Source organism: Calidithermus chliarophilus DSM 9957, assembly GCF_000430045.1.
GTDB classification, from domain to species: Bacteria; Deinococcota; Deinococci; order Deinococcales; family Thermaceae; genus Calidithermus; species Calidithermus chliarophilus.
The window spans coordinates 300920-316870 of sequence record NZ_KE387027.1; the positions used below are offsets into that span (position 1 = coordinate 300920).

The window sequence follows — 15951 nt, forward strand, 5'->3', positions numbered from 1 at the left end:
ACGGTGACGAACTAACCGAATCTGGTATTACCCGGTGAACATCGTACCGGGAACGGGCCTCGAGCTATCCCTCCGGCTCGAGAGGATAGAGTTCACCCCCGCAGCGCGGGCAGACGGGGCTCGAGCCCGCCAGCGTGTAGACCGTGCTTCCTTCGGACTCCTGCAGCAGCCACAGGCCCTCCGCCTCGCGCCCGACCCTCCAGCTTCTGGGGGCGCAGCGCGGGCCGTAGCACACCCGAATGTCTCGGGAAATGCTGGAAGTTCCAATCTTGCCGGTCATGATGCCCTCCTCTCAGGCTTTTTGCAGCCTGGGTTCGGCGGCAGCCGCTCTGGGTGGGAACAGGTTGCCCCGGAGCACCCGCCACAACACCCTGGGGTGCAACAGGCTCTTGGGGCGGTCACGGAAGTTGACGACCTTGCCGAAGGCCATCGCCACGGCGGGGTCGTGCCGGGCGGCCCTGGGCAGTTTGCCCAGGTACCAGTTGACGAAGTGGCTCGTGGCACTGCGCTTTCCCTCCACCTCCTTCAGGCGCAGGTCGCGGCCCACCACGATGCTCCAGGGGGAGTCTATGAGGGCGCTGGCGTCCACCACCAGCTCGGCCCCCAGCAGTTGTTCCACACCGCTCTCGCGCTGGGCCAGCCGCACGCCGGTGACGCGCTCCTTCTGTCCGTCGGTGGTCAGGCCCAGCACGTCGCAGCGCTCGATGGCCCGCAGGTTGGGCAGGGCCAGCACCCGCTGGCGCACATGGCCCTCGAGCAGCGGTCGGCTGGCGTAGAGCGACTTCACCCCGCCCTGGGCCACCACCTCCTGGCTGAAGCCGGGGAACAGCTCCTCGAGCACCTCCCGTCCGATGGAGAGCAGGCTGTGGGCGTGGCGGCCCTGGGGAACGCCCTTGCGGTGCTCGCCCATTGCCGGGAAGGTGTCGCGCTCGAGCACGGTGACCCGTTCGTAATGGTCGGCCAGTGCCCGGGCCGCGAGCAGCCCACCCATGCTCGCCCCGATGACCACGGCGTGCTTTCCCATGCCTACCTCCTGTGCCGGTCTGAACTGGCCGACTCGAAGGTAGGCGGCCCCTGGTAACGCCAGGGTAACGCGCGGGCCTGCGGCCCCTTCGGCAAGCCGCCGTGTAGAGTGAGGGTCATGTCCGAAGCCCAGCTTTACGCGGAGAAACTGGCCCAGGCGCAGGCCTTACTGGGGCCCGGCGACCTCTGGCTGATCGCGGCGCGCGAGACCCTCGAGCGCCCCGAGCCGGGGCTGGCGCTCGTCAGCGGGGCCGACCTCACCTGGGACGCCTTCTTCCTGGTGACCCGCGACGCCGCCACGGCCATCGTGGGGCGCTTCGACGCGCCGGGCCTCGAGCCCACATGGCGGGTGCTGCCCTACGACGAGGACTACGCGGGGCTGCTGCTGCAGGAGGTGCGGGCGCTGGGGCCTCGCCACGTCTTCCTGAACTACGCCAGCGACAACCCCCTGCTGGACGGGCTGAGCTATGGGATGTACCTCGAGCTGCGCTCCGTGCTGCCCGACCTCGCCTTCGAGTCGGCGGCGGGCTTTCTCGGGCGGCTGCGCTCGGTCAAGACCCCGGCCGAGCAGCGGCGCATCAAGGCCGCCGTGGACCGCGCCGAAGAACACTTGCACGAGCTTTCCCGGGTCATCCGTCCCGGCTGGTCGGAGGCGCAGGCCGCCGAGCACCTGCACCGCAAGCTGCGGGCGGAGGGCCTGGGGCCCGCGTGGGGCTGGAAGGGCTGCCCCAACGTGAGCTTCGCCCGCATGCCCAGCCACGCCGGGGCCACCGGGGCGGTGCTGGAGCCGGGAATGCTGATCCACACCGACTACGGGGTGAGGCTGGAGGGCTACTGCTCCGACCTCCAGCGGGTGTACTACTGGCCCGAGCCGGGCCGGGGCGTGCCGGGGGAGCTCGAGGCCGCCTTCCGCACGGTGCGGGCGGCCATGGACGCGGCAGGGGAGGCCCTGCGGCCCGGGGTGAAGGGCTACGAGGTGGACGCGGCGGCCCGCCGGGTCGTGACCGCGGCCGGCTACCCCGAGTACAAGTACGCCACCGGGCACAGCCTGGGCCGCGCCACCCACGACGGGGGCACCCTGCTGGGTCCGCGCTGGCCGCGCTACGGCCAGACCCCCGAGGGCATGGTGCAAGAGGGGGAGGTCTACACCCTCGAGCTCGGCGTGATGCTGGAGGGCGTGGGCTACGTGGGGCTCGAGGAGGACGTGGTGGTGCGGGCCCACGGTGCCGAGTGGCTCTCCCGACGGCAGGAACAGCTCTACGTGCTGGGGTAGCCGGGCGAGCGGCTCGGCCTCCTCGTTACCGCGGCGTTACCAGCCTTTCCCTAACCTCGAGGCCTCAGAGGAGCAACACGTCCTTCGGGCATTCGGGTCCATCAGGGAAAGGAGCACACGCGCATGAGAATTCCCATGGTTCAACGGGGGCGGCCCCTGGCAGGTGCGGGGCTGCTGCTTCTGGCCTCGCTGCTGGCGGGCTGCCCGTCGCAGGAGAAGCCGCCGCCCGCCAACGTCCCCGTCCTCAAGCGGCCCTCCAAGGCGGGCACCATCGCCATCACCGGCGACGACAAGCGGGTGCTGGTGGTCAACCCCGAGAACGACTCGCTCTCCGTCATCGACACCGCCAGCGACGCCGAGGTCGCGGAGGTGCCGGTGGGGGACGAGCCCAGCGCCGTGGTGATCGCCCCGGACGACAAGGTGGCCTACGTGGCGCTCAAGGCCGAGGCGCGGGTGGTGCGGGTGGTGGGGATCGACGGCTCGAGCCCCGCCGTCAGCGGCTCGGTGGCGGTGGGGTCGGAGCCGGTGGGCCTCGCCCTCTCCCCGCGCGGCGACCGGCTGGTGGTGGCCGAGTGGGCCGAGGGCCGGGTGGCGCTCGTCGACACCAAGACCCTCAGCGTCGTCGCCTCCAAAGCCGTCCCCAACCCGCGCGGCCTCGCCGTCTCCAACAACGGCGACCAGAGCGACGCCGACGAGAAGGTGGTGGTCACCGAGTTCTACGGGCGGCCCGGCCCCGGCCCCGAGGCCAGCGACACCAGCCGCACCGGCGCGGTGCGCGTCCTCAAGCTGGGCGACCTCTCCGAAGTAGCCACCGTGCTCTTCGAGCCCACCGCCACCGGCGACGCGGGTTTCCCGGCCCAGACCACCTCGCCCAACCAGCTCTACTCGGTGGCCGTCGCGGGCAACAAGTTCTTCGCCACCGCCATCGGCGCCTCGCCCGACGGGGCCCCGGTCTTCAACGGCAACGTCTTCCCGCTGGTGCTGGTGGGCGACCTCGGCGGCAACAAGCTCGGCAGCATCAGCCTGGCGGCGGCCATCAAGCAGCAGGTGAGCGCCCCCCGCCTCTTCATGGCCGACCTGGTGGACGTGGCGCTGGTGGGCAGCGACATCCTCTACCTCGTGGCCCGCGGCGCCGACGCGGTGCAGCGCGCGGTGCTCACCAGCGACACCACCGTGAGCCTGGGCACCCCCACCGTCAAGCAGCTCGACCTGCTCGCCAACGCCAACAACACCGGCTGCCAGGCGCCCATCGGCATGGTCACGCCCCACGACACCTCCCAGACCACCAAGGCCTACGTCAACTGCTGGGTGAGCCGCACCGCCACCGTCGTCGCGCTCGACAGCCAGACCCCCAGCAAGAAGATCGCCACGGGGGCCGCGCCGGCGGGCCTCGAGGCCCAGGTCAACAAGGGCCGCCGCTTCTTCTTCACGGGCCGGGCCCGCTGGGCCAACGAGGCCTGGTCGAGCTGCGGCTCCTGCCACAGCGACGGCCTCTCCGACAACGTCACCTGGCGCTTCGCCGCCGGGCCGCGCCAGAGCACCGACATGAGCGGCACCTTCAGCCACGGGCCCGGGCCGCAGAAACAGCGTATCCTCAACTGGACGGGCATCTTCGACGAACTCCACGACTTCGAGCGCAACACCCGCGGGGTCTCGGGCGGCAAGGGGGCCATCACCACCGACAACTGCGGCAACTTCGCCCCCGAGGACCAGGGCGGCGAGAAGCAGGCCAGCCTCAACCCCGCCGACGCCACCGACAAGAACGGTATCAAGGTCCAGCTCGGCATCCCGGTGCGCGAGATCCAGGACGCGCTGGGCGCGGCGCTGTGCACGGTGCAGCTCACCGGTGGCAAGGACTGGGACGACATCGAGGAGTTCGTCAAGACCATCCGCCCGCCCAAGGGCAAGCAGTTCCTCGACGCCGGCTCGGTGGCGCGGGGCCGCGCCCTGTTCGAGCAGACCGGCCAGGGCAGCTGCGCCTCCTGCCACGGCGGTCCCGGCTGGACGCTGTCGCGGCTGTTCTACACCCCCTCGAGCACCAACAACGCCAACCTCGCCAACACCCCCTTCAGCGCCCCCGGCAGCCCCCACACCAAGCAGATCGAGCAGGAGCCCAAGGCGGGCGGCGGCTTCGTCGCCCCGGCCCAGGTGTCGTGCGTGCTGCGCAACGTGGGCAGCTTCGGGGTCCCGGGCAACGCCGCCGAGACGGACGCGCTCGAGAAAAAAGCGGGCAACCCCCCCACCGACCGCGCCCAGGGCGAGTTCGCCGGCTACAACATCCCCTCGCTCTACGGCCTCGCCCTGGGAGCCCCCTACCTGCACCACGGCCAGGCCAAGACCCTCGCCGAGCTCTTCACCGACCCCAAGTGGAGCGTGCACCTGCGCGCGGGCAACGCGGTCTTCACCCCTAGCGCCGGGCAGATCCAGGACCTCGCCAACTTCCTGCTCTCCATCGACGCCGCCACGCCCGAGGCCGCCGTGCCCGGCGGGGCCGACCAGTGCCTCATCAGCTTCCCCTGACCCTTCGCCAAGCCTCCCTCCAGGTCCGGCCTCCCCAAGGGGAGGCCGGGTCTTTGGGCCGCGCCAGGGTCGCCCGGTACACACTCCGGGGATGACCCTCGAGGACACCCTGACCTGCCTGCTGGGCTTCGCCGGGGTGGGCAAGTACACCGTGGCGAAGGAGCTGCACCGCCTCACGGGTGCCCGCATCGTGGACAACCCCTACATCCTCTGCGGCTGTTGTGCGAGGCCGAGGATCTGGCCCGCCGCATCGCCCACCCCGAGCGGCGCGAGCGCGCGAAGTCGCTGAGCCCGGAGGAGGCCCGCCGCACCCACGCCCGCCTCCAGGTCTACCGACCCCGCCACCCCAACACCCTCACCCTCGACGTGACCCACCTGCGGCCCGAGCAATCCGCCCGGGCCATCCTCGAGCACGTCCAGCGCTTGAAGCCCGGGCGGTAAGCGCGCCGTCCTGGGTCAGCGGTACCCGGTCGCGAACACCACCCCGTCGCGCACCTCGAGCGCGATGGCCCGCAGGGGCGGGTTGGGCCGCCCGTCGGCGGCGCGCCCGTCGAGGGCATGGAAACGCGAGCCGTGGCAGGGGCACACCAACTGGCGCTCGGCGTTGGGGGTGGACGGGGTGCAGCCCAGGTGGGTGCAGATCAGGTGGTAGGCCACCAGGTAGACCGTCGCGCCCTGGGCCTCGACCGCCAACGAGCGGGTGTCGCCCTCCGGCGGCCTGGGCACCCGCAGCAGCAGGGCGTGGCGGCCGTCGAAGGGGAACTGGAAGAAGGACCACTCGGCCTCGAGCTTCGCCACCTCCACGACGCGGTAGGGGCGCGGCGGGGCGGCTTGGGCGCGGGCCAGGGGCGTGGCGAGGGCGGCGGTGGCCAGGTGTCGGAGGGCTTTCCTTCGGTTCATGGGTTGCCTTTCTGCCTCAACCCGCGCGTTCGTAGAGGCCGTCGAAGACCACTTCCCAGGTCTGGCCGCCGTCGCGGGAGACCTCCCATAGCTGGCGCACCTGGTCCTTGTCGCCGTCCAGCAGGCTCCAGGTGATGCGGTCGAGCATCCTCACACCGGGCTGGCTTCCGGGGCGGCTGCCAGAGAGCACCATCTCGCCGTCCCTGAACTCGCCCGACAGCAGCAGCACGGTGCCGTTTTCGTCCACCCAGGTCTGGTGCCACTTCCCTTCGGGGGCGAAGTAGGCGTTGTAGCTGGTGCCCCGGTTGCCCTGGACACTCTCCCAGTTCTCCTGTAGCGCGCAGTCCTTCATGATCTTGACGATGCGGTTGTGGCCCACGCGGCGGCCTTTTTGCCCGCTCGAGTAGTCGTAAACCTCCCATTCGCCCACCCAGAAGTCGAACTGGCGGTGCTCGGGGGTGCTGCACGGCGGGGCTTCGGCCACGGCGCTCACTTCCTGCGCACGTACAGCCCGTCGAAGCCGGGGCTCCAGGTCTTGCCGCCGTCGCGGGACTGCTCGGAGAATTGCCGCACCCGGTCCTTGTCGCCGTCTACCACGTTCCAGGTGTAGCGGATGATCAGGGGCGCGCCCTCGGCGGAAGGGGTCTCCAGCACCATCTTGCCGTTCTGGAAGGTGCCGTACATCTCCAGGGTGCCCCCGTTGCTCGCTACCCAGAACTGGTGCCACTTCTTCAGGGGTACGACGTAGGCGTTGAAGCTCTTCCCGCCGCCCCCACCGGCGGCCTGCCAGTTCTCCACGAGCGCGCAGCCGTCCAAGATGCCCTCGACGGTGCTGCTCCCGATCCTGGCGCCGCCGGGGCTGAAAACGTCCCACTCCCCGATCCAGAAGTCGAACTGCCGGTGTTCGGGGGTTTTGCAGCCCGCGGGCGGCTGCCCCTGAGCCACCAGCGACAAGCCCACGACCGCCAACCCCAGACTGAGCCAGATGCGTTTCATTGGCGTGCCTCCAGGGTTCAGGCTAGGCGATGAACTGGTGGGTACACAAGGGCCAGTTTTTGTTAGAGTTGGGGTACCAGTCATGCCCCAGCGCAGCCGGCTCCCCCTGTCCCTGGCGCTCGAGCCCGCCGGAGCCGAGCCCCTGTACCGCCAGCTCTACGGCGCCCTGAAGCAGGCCATCCTGGACGGGCAACTCCCCCCGGGGACCCCGCTGCCCTCGACCCGGGTGCTCGCCGCCGAGCACCGGCTCTCCCGCAACACGGTGCTCGCGGCCTTCGAACAGCTCGAGGCTGAGGGCTACATCCAAAGTTTCCCCCGGGCCGCGACCTGCGTGGCCTGCCTGCCCGCGCCCGAGGAAGCACCCCGCCCGGCCTCCCGTACCCCGCGCTCCCCCTCGCGCCGGGGCCTGGAGCTGCTGGGCCGCGCCGATCGGCTGGCGCAGCAGGGGAGGCCCCCGCTGCGGGCCTTCGCGGTGGGGCAGCCCAGCCTCGAGGACTTCCCGCGGGAGCTGTGGGCCCGCCTGCTGGCCCGCCAGGCCCGCCGCCTCGACCACGCCGGGCCTTTTTCGCCCCTGGGCTACGGCCCCTTGCGCGAGGCCATCGCCGAATACCTGGCGACGGGCCGGGGCCTGCGCTGCTCTGCCGAACAGGTCGTGGTCACGGCGGGGTCGCAGCACGCCCTGACCCTGGCCGCGCGGGTGCTGCTGGACGTGGGCCAGCAGGCCTGGGTCGAGGAGCCGGGCTACGTCGGGGCGCACCGGGCCTTCGCGGGGGCGGAGGTGGAGATGGTGCCGGTCCCGGTGGACGGGGAAGGGCTGGCGGTGCAGGCCGGGCGAAGGCTGGCCCCCCAGGCCCGGCTGGCCTACGTGACCCCCTCGCACCAGTTCCCCCTGGGCATGACCCTCAGCCTCGGCCGCCGCCTCGAGCTGCTGCGCTGGGCCAGCGAGGCCGACGCCTGGGTGCTGGAAGACGACTACGACAGCGAGTTCCGCTACGCCGGGCGGCCTTTGGCTTCGCTGGCGAGCCTGGACCGCGAGGGGCGGGTGATCTACGTGGGCACCTTCTCCAAGGTGATGCTGCCGGGGCTGCGGCTGGGCTATGTGGTGGTCCCCCCCGACCTGGTCGAAGCCTTCGCCGCGGCGCTGGTCTCGAGCGTGGGCTACGCGCCGCGGCTCGAGCAGATGGCCCTGGCCGAGTTCATCACCCAGGGGCATTTCTTTCGCCACCTGCGCCGGATGCGCCAGCTCTACGCCCGGCGGCAGGAATGCCTGCTCGAGCTCGCCGAAAAGCACCTGCGGGGCCTGCTCGAGCTGGTCCCCCGCGAGAGCGGGATGCACCTGGTGGGCTGGCTGCCCCCCGGTCTCGACGACCGCACGGCGCGCCGCCGCGCCCTGGCCGAGGGGGTGAGCCTCGAGGCCCTCTCCGACTTCGCGCTGGCCCCGCTGAGCCGCAAGGCCCTGTTGCTGGGCTACGCCGCGGCCGGCGAGGCCCAGTTGCGCGAAGGGGTGCTGCGGCTGGCCCAGGTGTTGCGGGAGCTGCTTTAGTTAAAGCGCGGCTCCAGGCCCACCGCCTGCCGCAACAGCCGCCGGTACTCCCCCTCCGGGACCTCGTAGGCGCCGAAGCGCTCGAGGTGCGGGTTTTGCACCTGGGCGTCGAAGAGCGCGAAGCCCCGGCCCCGCAGATGCTCCACCAGCCGCACCAGCGCCACCTTGGAGGCGTCGGGGACGTGGTAGAACATGCTCTCCCCGATGAAGGCCCCGCCGATGGCGATGCCCAGGATGCCCCCGGCCAGCCGACCCTCGTGCCAGGTCTCGAAGCTGTGGGCGTGGCCCGCCCGGTGCAGCACCGCGTAGATCTGCCGCAACTCGTCGGAGATCCAGGTCTCGCGCCGGTGCGCCGTAGCGCAGCCCTCGACCACCCCGGCGAAGTCGTGGTTGATCCGCACCTCGAAGGCCCCCGAGTTGAGCGCGCGGCGCAGGCTGCGGGGCACGTGGAAACGCTCGTCCAGCGGGATCAGCGCGTGGCGGCGGGAGGAGTACCACTGCAGCCCGTCGCCGTTGTCCATCAGGAAGTAGCCCTGGGCGTAGAGTTGGAGGATCGAGTCCACGACCACGAGCCTTACCTTAGCCTCTGGTGCGGGGGGTCAACAACGTGGGGAGCCTGAAGCAGGCCCTTTTAGCGGCTTGTTGGTATTTTGTCGCTTCTTCCAACGCCAAAACCGGCTGTGGAACGGCAGCTCCACCCGCCTGCGCCGGACAATCACTCCGCAAAGACCTCCTTGTGAATGTCCTGCATCAACCGGAGGAAGTCGGGGAAGTCGTCGTCTGAGCTCCGGTGGTGGTCGGCCCGGACCAGGCGCACGCCTACGAGCTCTGTGGGCGGGAATATCACGAGCCATTGGCCGAGGTAGCCGTTGGCCTGCCAGCCGATGACCTGCCCCCCCTCCCGGATCGGCCACAGCGAGTAACCGCGGTAGGGTTCTGGGGGCACGGCGAGCAGCTCGTCCAGGGCTTCCTTCGACAGCAACCCTCCCGCACGATCCGAGGCGATCCGGGAACCCAGCCGCGCCAGGCCCCGCGCCGAAAGCTCGAGCCCCGCCATCCCCTGCGCGTTGCCGGCGGCGTCCTTCGCCCACCGGAACTCCTCCTCGAGCAGCAGGGCCCAGCGCACGTAGTGCTCGAAAGGTTGCCCCGTAGCGCGCTCGAGCAGGGCCGGGACCAGATTCATGGCCTTGTTGTTGTAGGCGAAGACCGTACCGGGCTCGGCCTCGAGCTCGGCGGCCAGCGCGAGTTTTACGAAGTCGGGGGCGGGGTAGATCTCCTGGCGGGCATCCGGCACGTTCTGCAAGCCCGAGACGTGGCCGAGCAGGTGCCGAACGGTCACGGCCTGCTTACGCCCTTGCCGCCACTCGGGGAAGAAGCGGCAGACGGGGGTGTCCCAGCCCAGGAACCCCAGCTCCACCGCGCGGGCTGCCGCGAGGGTGACGACGAACTTGGTCACCGACATCAGGTGCATGGCCTCGTCCACCCGGCCGTAGGCGAGCCATTCCTCCGCGCCCCGCAGGACCAGGCAGGCGCTCGTGTTCGTCTCGGTGAGCCGTTTCTCCAGGAGTTTCCGGAGGGGGGAGGGTTGTTCCATAACGACCTCCGCGAAGGCCAGGAGTGGGTTACCGCTCTGTCCGACGATTCACAGGCGTCTGTCGGGGGTGGGGCCGTCGCCGCCCTGCCCCGGTCATGGCCCGCCGGACAGCTCGAGCTGGTACCGGGCGGCGTGAAAGCTGCCCAGCCACCAGTCGCTGTGGTACTCGAAGCCCAGCGACTCGTAGAAGGCCCGCAGCTTGGGGCGCTCGGCGGCGCAGTCCATGCGCAGGTAGCGCTTGCCCGCGGCCCGGGCCTGCTCGAGGGCCCACCCCACCAGCGCCCTCGAGACCCCGCGCCCCGCCACCCCGCGCCGCACCGCCAGCTTGTGGAAGAAGGCCGACTCGCCCGCGGGCACGTCGGGCCAGAAGGGCTCGTCCTCCCACTGCAGGGTGATGGTGCCCACCGGCTCGCCCTCGAGCCAGGCCAGGTACAGCTCCCCCCGCTCGGCCACCGGGCGCAGCTTCTCGGGGGTGAGCCACTCCGGCTCCCACAGCTTCTCGCCGCGCCCGATGAGCCAGGCGGCGGCTTCGGTCAGGATGGCGCTGGCCAGGGCGGCCTGCTCAGGGGTGGCACGGCGGATTTCCAGCTCCACCCGCCCATGCTACCGCCCCGGCCGTTCAGTACCAGGGGGGCAGCCCCCCGGCCTCGCCCACCGGCCGCAGCCAACTGCCCTGCTCCTTGAGGCACAGCCCCAGGTGCCGGGCCAGGCCCTCCGCCCCGGCGCGCAGCAGCGGGGCCCAGGCCGCCGCTCCCTCCGCGGCCCAGGTGTGGTGGACCAGGGTGAGGCCGCCCTCCTCGGCCAGCGTCCAGCGGCTGAAGCCGCGCGAGGTGTGCAGCTCGAGCAGGTGCGGGGCGATCGCCTCGCTGACCTGCACCTCCAGCGCCACCGCCTCGGAGGGCGCCAGCCGCCAGACCTGGCCGAAGCGGGCCCCCACGCCCCAGGGGTCACCCGCCTCCAGCCGCTCGCAGCGCTCGAGGCCGGGCCACCAGCCCCCCCACCGCCCCACCTCGTTCAGGGCGTCCCAGAGGGGCTCGAGGGGGCTTTCGAAAACCCAGGCGGTTTCGAGGCTGTGCATGGTGGCCTCCGGGCTCGAGGGGCTTCAGGCCGTGGGCGCCTGCCGGGGGCCGGGGGGCCGGGCCGCGGCGCCGTGCGGTTTGAGGTTGCCCCACAGTACCCGCAAGGCCAGCTTCGGGGCAAGCAGGCTGGGCGGCGGGGCCATCAGGTTGGCGACCTTCTGGAAGGCCAGCACTAGCGCGCGGTCGCGGCGGGCGGCGACGTGCAGCCGGGCGACGTACCAGTTGACGAAGCTCACCACCGGGCCGCGCGGCCCCCGCACCTGCGGGTAGCGCAGGTCGGCCCCCACCGCGATGCTCCAGGGGCTGTCCACCAGGGCGGCGGCTTCGCGGAAGAAGCGCCGCGCCAGGTTCTTGGTCCCGGCCTCGAGGCACCGCGCGAGCGCCTTGGCCTCGGCGGCGGCCACCGTCATGCCCTGGCCGAAGACCGGGTTGAAGCTGCACAGGGCGTCGCCCGTGACCAAAAAGCCCTCCGGGAAGCGCGCCAGCCGCTCGTAGCGCCGGCGCTGGCTGCCGGGGAATTTGTAGGGCACGATCCCGGAGAGCGGCTCGGCGTCCTTGACCAGCTCGTAGACGTCGGGCACCGGGAGGCTGCGGGCGAACTCGAGGAAGCCCGCCTCGTCGGTGGGCGGGTGGTCGCCCAGGAAACCCGCCAGGGTCACCACCCAGCGGTCGCCCTCCATGCCCAGCACCACCCCGCCCCGCGCCTCGGGCGCGTTGGAGCCGATGACGAAGGCGTCGTTGCCCCCCAGGTCCTGCGGGCGGCGGCGGTAGACGCGGGTGGCGTAGGCCAGGTCGATCCGCACCAACTCCTCGGCCGGGCGCTCGTAGCCCAGGGCCTCGAGCCACTTCGGCGCCTGCGAGCCGCGCCCGCTGGCGTCCACCACCAGATCGGCCCGGAGGTCGCTGAGGCCCTCGTCGTCGAGCCGCACCCCCGTCACGTGCCCGCCCCCGCCCAGCAGGCCCCGCACGCTCACGCCGGTCAGGGCCCGCACGCCCGGCAGGGCCAGCACCCGCCCGCGGACGTAGCCCTCCAGCAGGGGGCGGCTCAGCAGCAGGCCCATCAGCCCGCTGGGGAACTGGGCGTGGAACCCGCCGTTCTGGTACCAGCGCGCGCCCTCGACGATGTCGCCCTCCTTGGCCCCCTGCGCCACCAGGTCGCGGGTGAGGCCGGGGAAGAACTCCTCCAGCACCGCGCGGCCCTGGGCCAGCAGCCCGTGGGCGTGGCGGCCCTGCGGCACGCCCTTGCGGTGCTCGCCCACGGCGGGGAAGTGGTCGCGCTCGAGCACCGTCACCTCTTCGTAGTGGTCGGCCAGCGCCCGCGCCGCCAGCAGCCCGCCCATGCTCCCGCCGATCACGACGGCTCGTTTTCCCTGGTGCATACGCTCCTCCTGGTGTTGCTGGGAGCAGTGTGCAAGGGGAGGCGTGAAAAGGGCGTAAAAAGGGCTCGAGTCGCCCGTTCGGTGGATTCGCGCCCGGCGGGGTCCCCCCGACACTGGAGCATGGCACCCCGACTGCTGTTGTTGCTATGGCTCGGCCTGGTGGTGCTGGGTCAGAGCCTTCAGGGCCCGGAGTTGCTGGGTGAGCTGCGCGAGGGCGGCTACGTGATCTACTTCCGCCACGCCGAGACCGACCAGAGCCAGGGGGCTACCGAACTCGCCAACAAGGACCGCATCCCCGCCGACTACCTCGACTGCTCCCTGCAGCGCAACCTCAACGCCCGGGGGCGCGAGCAGTCCCTCGCCATCGGGCAGGCCTTCCGCGAGCTGGGCATCCCGGTGGGGGCGGTGCTCTCGAGCCCCTACTGCCGCTGCCGCGACACCGCCGAACTGGCCTTCGGCCGTTCCACCCGCAGCGACCTGCTGCTGGGGGTGGGCATCACCGAAGGGGAGATGCAGGCCAAGCTACCGGAGTTCCGCCGGCTGCTCTCTACCCCGCCTGCCCCCGGCACCAACACCGTGCTGGTAGCCCACCTGGGCCCGCTTAACTACCTCACCGACCGCGCCATCGAGCTCGAGCAGGGCGAGGCCGCCGTGATCCGCCCGCTGGGGGAGGGGGGCTACGAGCTGGTGGCCCGCCTCGAGCCCGGGGGGTGGGCCCGGCTCGCCGCCCGCTGAGGACTAGCGGGGAGGGGAGAAGTAGACGCCGAGCTCGCCGAAGATGCGGGCGATCTCGGGGAAGCCGGGGACTTGCTCGGGCGGCGGGGGCAGCAGCGACTCGCTCAGCGCCACGCCGAAGGCCTTGAAGCCCCGCTCGAGCCCGCCCGGCGAGAGCCTCACCAGCAGCCGCACCTCGGGGGTGAGGCAGCGGAAGTAGTGCTCCTGCCGGCGGGGCATGAGGCAGTGCTCCCCGGCCCCCAGGCGCTCGCGGCAATCGCCGTACCGGACCTCGAGCTCCCCCTCCAGCACCAGCAACTCCTCGTCCTCGTAGGTGTGGGTGTGGGGCGGGGGCTCGGTGCCCTGCCGCACCACCCCCTCGACGAGCGTGAATTCGCCGCCGGTGTCGGGGGCCTCGGCCAGGAAGTGGAGGTAGAGCCCCGCGCACCAGTAGCGGCGCTCGAGGGGTGAAGGGGTTTCGGGGGTCATCGGGTCGCTCGCCTTCTCGCCGCGCGGCCCTCGCGGGCACTGCGGCCATGATGCCCCGCCCCCCTGCTCACCCGCCAGGCCAAAAAGTGCTCATCGCGTCTCCTGTAGACACCCTCCGGGACCGGAGGGTGTCTTACCCCGTCTCCTGGCCCGGTGCGGAGGATTCATGGGAACCGCTCTCAGGCCTCCTGGAACTCGAGCCGGTTGCCGAAGGGGTCGGTGGCGTAGAAGCGGCGCACCTCGGGGATCGCGTCGTCCCAGGTCACCGGGTGCCCGGCCTGCTCGAGGCGCCGCGCCAGGGCCTCCAGGCCGTGGGCGCGGAAGGCGGGGTGGGCCTTCTTCGCCGGGCTGAAGCCCTCTTCCACCCCCAGGTGCAGGCCGCGCCCGTCGGGCAGGGCGAACCAGACCCCGCCCCGCGCCGCCAGGACCGGGGGCTTGGGCACCTCCTCGAGCCCCAACACACCGCCGTAGAAAGCCCGGGCTTTCGGCTCCTCGCCCCTGGGCATCGAAAGCTGTAGGTGATCCAGGCCGGTGATCATGCGGCCAGCCTAAAGCTAGGCTACTCTGAAGCCAAGCCTGGATTGGAGGTGCGAACCGCCTTGGAGCGAGATGCTGTGCGGGAGTGCGACGTGGTGATCGTAGGCGCGGGGCTGGCCGGGCTGGTGGCGGCCCGGACCCTGGCGCAGGCGGGGCGTTCGGTGCTGGTGCTCGAGGCCCAGGGCCGGGTGGGCGGGCGCGTGCTGAACCACACCCTGCCGGGCGGCACGGCGCTCGAGCTCGGCGGGCAGTGGATCGGCCCCACCCAGGAGCGCATGTACGCGCTGTGCCGCGAGCTGGGCCTGGAGACCTTCCCCACCTACAACCAGGGCGAGCACGTGGTGCACTTCGGGGGCCGCCTCAGCCGCATGGCCCCCGCCCGCGACGCGGCCCCCAAGTTCCCCCTGTGGGCCCTGCTCGACATCCTGCGGGCCTCGCGGCGCCTGAAGGCGATGGCCGAGGAGCTCGACCTCGAGGCCCCCTGGACGCACCCCAGGGCGCTGGAGTACGACAGCCAGACCCTCTATAGCTGGCTGCGGCGCCACACCCGCACCCGCCACGGCCGGGGCTACTTCGAGCTCGTCACCGAGGCGGTGTTCTCGGCGGAGCCCAACCAGATGTCGCTGCTGCACTTTCTCTTCTACCTCAAGTCGGGCGGCGGCCTGGAAAACCTCGTCAGCGTGGACCGGGGCGCCCAGGCCGAGCGCGTCGTGGGCGGCACCCAGCGCATCGCCCAGCGCCTGGCCGAGGGTTTGGGCGGGCGGGTGCTGTGCTCGAGGCCCGTCCACAAGATCGCCCAGGACCCGGGCTCGGTGCGGGTCGAAGCCGAGGGCCTGAGCGTGCAGGCCCGTTACTGCATCGTCACCCTGCCCCCCGCCCTGGCCGGCCGCCTGGCCTACGACCCCCCGCTGCCCGGCCTGCGCGACCAGCTCACCCAGCGCCTCCCGATGGGCTCGGTGATCAAGCTGATGGTGGTCTACGCCGAGCCCTTCTGGCGCAGGGAGGGCCTCACCGGCCAGGCCTTCAGCGACGAAGGCCCCGTGCGCGTCACCTTCGACAACTCCCCGCCCTCCGGCTCCCCGGGCGTGCTGCTGGGCTTCATGGAGGGCGAGGACGGGCGCCGCATGCACCGGCTGACCCCCGCCGAGCGCGAACGCGCCGCCGTCGCCTGCTTAGTGCGCTACTTCGGCCCCCAGGCTGCCCGGTACGAACAGTACGTGGAAAAAGACTGGATGGACGAGCCCTGGGCCAGGGGCTGCTACGGCGCCCACTTCGGTCCCGGCGTCTGGACCGGCTACGGCGAGGCCCTGCGCCAGCCCGTCGGGCGCATCCACTGGGCTGGCGCCGAGACCGCGGCGGTGTGGAACGGCTACATGGAGGGGGCGGTGCGCGAGGGGGAGCGGGCGGCTCGAGCCCTGGCGGACCTGCTCTGATAGCCAGGTTGGAGGGGTGCCGTGCCCAAGACGTGGCAATTGCAGGAAGCCAAGAACAAGCTCAGCCAGGTGGTCAACGAAGCCTTAGAGGACGGCCCGCAGATCATCACCCGGCACGGGGAGGAGGTGGCGGTGCTCCTCTCGATGGAGGACTACCGCAAGATCGCCCCCAAGCCGCGCAACCTCTATGAGCTGTTTCACGACTCGCCGCTCGTCGGCGTTGACCTCGACCTGACCCGCGACAAGAACGACCTTGGCCGCCCGCCCCTCGACTTCAGCGAGCGCCAGAGCGGATGAGCTACCTCCTCGACGCCTGCGTTCTCTCCGACACCGTCGCCAAGCAGCCCAACCCGGGGGTGCGGGAGTGGCTGCTGGAAACCGACCCCTGGCTGACCTAATCGCGCCCTTCACTCGCGTTGCGTCCTATCCCGGACGCAACTGCCCCGACCCTGACCCCAAGCCTTAGACGGC

20 protein-coding genes are annotated in these 15951 nt (G+C 71.5%); 8 read left to right on the forward strand and 12 right to left on the reverse strand.

Features of this window, described 5'->3' with window-relative positions:
• Positions 1-64 precede the first annotated feature (64 nt).
• Both MEICH_RS28935 and MEICH_RS27405 read right to left on the reverse strand, forming a co-directional pair.
• A complete protein-coding gene (locus MEICH_RS28935; protein ID WP_157202902.1) occupies positions 65-280 on the reverse strand; it encodes a hypothetical protein in 216 nt (71 codons plus the stop codon).
• 12 nt (positions 281-292) lie between these two features.
• Positions 293-1024 carry a phytoene desaturase family protein gene (locus MEICH_RS27405; protein ID WP_027893821.1) on the reverse strand — a complete coding sequence of 244 codons (732 nt, stop codon included), beginning with the start codon at positions 1022-1024 and terminating at the stop codon, positions 293-295.
• A 117-nt stretch (positions 1025-1141) separates the two neighbouring features.
• Here MEICH_RS27405 and MEICH_RS0118500 point away from each other — a divergent pair, with 117 nt between their 5' ends.
• From MEICH_RS0118500 to MEICH_RS26020, 4 genes are all read left to right on the forward strand, one after another.
• Complete coding sequence (locus MEICH_RS0118500; protein ID WP_036219701.1) at positions 1142-2296, forward strand: M24 family metallopeptidase; 1155 nt, start codon at positions 1142-1144, stop codon at positions 2294-2296.
• A 123-nt stretch (positions 2297-2419) separates the two neighbouring features.
• Positions 2420-4816 carry a hypothetical protein gene (locus tag MEICH_RS0118505; protein WP_084542421.1) on the forward strand — a complete coding sequence of 799 codons (2397 nt, stop codon included), beginning with the start codon at positions 2420-2422 and terminating at the stop codon, positions 4814-4816.
• A 91-nt stretch (positions 4817-4907) separates the two neighbouring features.
• On the forward strand, positions 4908-5105 hold the full coding sequence (locus MEICH_RS28940) for a hypothetical protein (protein ID WP_157202903.1): 198 nt from the start codon (positions 4908-4910) through the stop codon (positions 5103-5105).
• On the forward strand, positions 5036-5257 hold the full coding sequence (locus tag MEICH_RS26020; RefSeq protein ID WP_051304344.1) for a hypothetical protein: 222 nt from the start codon (positions 5036-5038) through the stop codon (positions 5255-5257). The genes MEICH_RS28940 and MEICH_RS26020 overlap by 70 nt, the downstream gene beginning before the upstream one ends.
• Positions 5258-5272: 15 nt before the next feature.
• Here the strand turns inward: MEICH_RS26020 and MEICH_RS0118515 are convergent, their stop codons facing one another.
• Genes MEICH_RS0118515 through MEICH_RS26030 form a run of 3 tightly spaced genes read right to left on the reverse strand, consistent with a single transcriptional unit; the run spans position 5273 to position 6712 of the window.
• Positions 5273-5716 carry a QcrA and Rieske domain-containing protein gene (locus MEICH_RS0118515; protein WP_027893824.1) on the reverse strand — a complete coding sequence of 148 codons (444 nt, stop codon included), beginning with the start codon at positions 5714-5716 and terminating at the stop codon, positions 5273-5275.
• Between the two features lie 16 nt (positions 5717-5732).
• Positions 5733-6200, reverse strand: coding sequence for a hypothetical protein (locus tag MEICH_RS26025; protein WP_157202904.1), 468 nt, complete (start codon positions 6198-6200; stop codon positions 5733-5735).
• A gap of 5 nt (positions 6201-6205) precedes the next feature.
• Entirely contained in the window at positions 6206-6712 is a 507-nt protein-coding gene (locus tag MEICH_RS26030) for a hypothetical protein (protein ID WP_051304345.1), read from the reverse strand.
• A gap of 82 nt (positions 6713-6794) precedes the next feature.
• On the opposite strand from MEICH_RS26030, the gene pdxR reads away from it, so the two are divergent.
• On the forward strand, positions 6795-8255 hold the full coding sequence (pdxR, locus tag MEICH_RS0118530) for a MocR-like pyridoxine biosynthesis transcription factor PdxR (RefSeq protein WP_027893825.1): 1461 nt from the start codon (positions 6795-6797) through the stop codon (positions 8253-8255).
• Here the strand turns inward: pdxR and aat are convergent.
• The 5 genes from aat to MEICH_RS0118555 form a co-directional block, all read right to left on the reverse strand.
• Complete coding sequence (gene aat / locus MEICH_RS0118535) at positions 8252-8818, reverse strand: leucyl/phenylalanyl-tRNA--protein transferase (protein WP_245587711.1); 567 nt, start codon at positions 8816-8818, stop codon at positions 8252-8254. The two genes, pdxR and aat, sit on opposite strands and share 4 nt — an antisense overlap.
• A 152-nt stretch (positions 8819-8970) precedes the next feature.
• The gene (locus tag MEICH_RS27410; RefSeq protein ID WP_027893827.1) at positions 8971-9849 is read right to left on the reverse strand and encodes a serine hydrolase domain-containing protein; all 879 of its coding nucleotides are present in this window, start codon (positions 9847-9849) and stop codon (positions 8971-8973) included.
• Positions 9850-9942: 93 nt separating this feature from the next.
• Positions 9943-10443, reverse strand: coding sequence for a GNAT family N-acetyltransferase (locus tag MEICH_RS0118545; RefSeq protein ID WP_051304346.1), 501 nt, complete (start codon positions 10441-10443; stop codon positions 9943-9945).
• 25 nt (positions 10444-10468) lie between these two features.
• Positions 10469-10927: an SRPBCC family protein gene (locus MEICH_RS0118550; protein ID WP_027893829.1), complete on the reverse strand. Its 459-nt coding sequence runs from the start codon at positions 10925-10927 to the stop codon at positions 10469-10471.
• Positions 10928-10951: 24 nt separating this feature from the next.
• Positions 10952-12307: an NAD(P)/FAD-dependent oxidoreductase gene (locus MEICH_RS0118555; RefSeq protein WP_036219709.1), complete on the reverse strand. Its 1356-nt coding sequence runs from the start codon at positions 12305-12307 to the stop codon at positions 10952-10954.
• 120 nt (positions 12308-12427) lie between these two features.
• Here MEICH_RS0118555 and MEICH_RS0118560 point away from each other — a divergent pair, with 120 nt between their 5' ends.
• Entirely contained in the window at positions 12428-13042 is a 615-nt protein-coding gene (locus tag MEICH_RS0118560) for a histidine phosphatase family protein (protein WP_036219711.1), read from the forward strand.
• Positions 13043-13045: 3 nt separating this feature from the next.
• Here the strand turns inward: MEICH_RS0118560 and MEICH_RS26040 are convergent, their stop codons facing one another.
• Positions 13046-13510 carry a cupin domain-containing protein gene (locus tag MEICH_RS26040; protein ID WP_051304348.1) on the reverse strand — a complete coding sequence of 155 codons (465 nt, stop codon included), beginning with the start codon at positions 13508-13510 and terminating at the stop codon, positions 13046-13048.
• 179 nt (positions 13511-13689) lie between these two features.
• Positions 13690-14049, reverse strand: coding sequence for a VOC family protein (locus MEICH_RS0118570; RefSeq protein WP_027893832.1), 360 nt, complete (start codon positions 14047-14049; stop codon positions 13690-13692).
• Between the two features lie 60 nt (positions 14050-14109).
• Between MEICH_RS0118570 and MEICH_RS0118575 the strand changes: the two genes are divergently transcribed.
• Positions 14110-15480: a flavin monoamine oxidase family protein gene (locus tag MEICH_RS0118575; protein ID WP_245587712.1), complete on the forward strand. Its 1371-nt coding sequence runs from the start codon at positions 14110-14112 to the stop codon at positions 15478-15480.
• A gap of 21 nt (positions 15481-15501) precedes the next feature.
• Entirely contained in the window at positions 15502-15777 is a 276-nt protein-coding gene (locus MEICH_RS26045; RefSeq protein ID WP_036219713.1) for a type II toxin-antitoxin system Phd/YefM family antitoxin, read from the forward strand.
• Positions 15778-15951 lie beyond the last annotated feature (174 nt).

What these genes read in the sequence shown, in the direction of transcription:
- MEICH_RS28940 (WP_157202903.1), top strand. Translation starts at nt 4,908, where the DNA reads ATGACCCTCGAGGACACCCTGACCTGCCTGCTGGGCTTCGCCGGGGTG.
- MEICH_RS26040 (WP_051304348.1), bottom strand. Translation starts at nt 13,510, where the DNA reads ATGACCCCCGAAACCCCTTCACCCCTCGAGCGCCGCTACTGGTGCGCG.
- MEICH_RS27405 (WP_027893821.1), bottom strand. Translation starts at nt 1,024, where the DNA reads ATGGGAAAGCACGCCGTGGTCATCGGGGCGAGCATGGGTGGGCTGCTC.
- MEICH_RS28935 (WP_157202902.1), bottom strand. Translation starts at nt 280, where the DNA reads ATGACCGGCAAGATTGGAACTTCCAGCATTTCCCGAGACATTCGGGTG.
- MEICH_RS26030 (WP_051304345.1), bottom strand. Translation starts at nt 6,712, where the DNA reads ATGAAACGCATCTGGCTCAGTCTGGGGTTGGCGGTCGTGGGCTTGTCG.
- MEICH_RS27410 (WP_027893827.1), bottom strand. Translation starts at nt 9,849, where the DNA reads ATGGAACAACCCTCCCCCCTCCGGAAACTCCTGGAGAAACGGCTCACC.
- MEICH_RS0118515 (WP_027893824.1), bottom strand. Translation starts at nt 5,716, where the DNA reads ATGAACCGAAGGAAAGCCCTCCGACACCTGGCCACCGCCGCCCTCGCC.
- MEICH_RS0118570 (WP_027893832.1), bottom strand. Translation starts at nt 14,049, where the DNA reads ATGATCACCGGCCTGGATCACCTACAGCTTTCGATGCCCAGGGGCGAG.
- MEICH_RS0118500 (WP_036219701.1), top strand. Translation starts at nt 1,142, where the DNA reads ATGTCCGAAGCCCAGCTTTACGCGGAGAAACTGGCCCAGGCGCAGGCC.
- MEICH_RS0118560 (WP_036219711.1), top strand. Translation starts at nt 12,428, where the DNA reads ATGGCACCCCGACTGCTGTTGTTGCTATGGCTCGGCCTGGTGGTGCTG.
- MEICH_RS0118555 (WP_036219709.1), bottom strand. Translation starts at nt 12,307, where the DNA reads ATGCACCAGGGAAAACGAGCCGTCGTGATCGGCGGGAGCATGGGCGGG.
- MEICH_RS0118550 (WP_027893829.1), bottom strand. Translation starts at nt 10,927, where the DNA reads ATGCACAGCCTCGAAACCGCCTGGGTTTTCGAAAGCCCCCTCGAGCCC.
- MEICH_RS0118505 (WP_084542421.1), top strand. Translation starts at nt 2,420, where the DNA reads ATGAGAATTCCCATGGTTCAACGGGGGCGGCCCCTGGCAGGTGCGGGG.
- pdxR (WP_027893825.1), top strand. Translation starts at nt 6,795, where the DNA reads ATGCCCCAGCGCAGCCGGCTCCCCCTGTCCCTGGCGCTCGAGCCCGCC.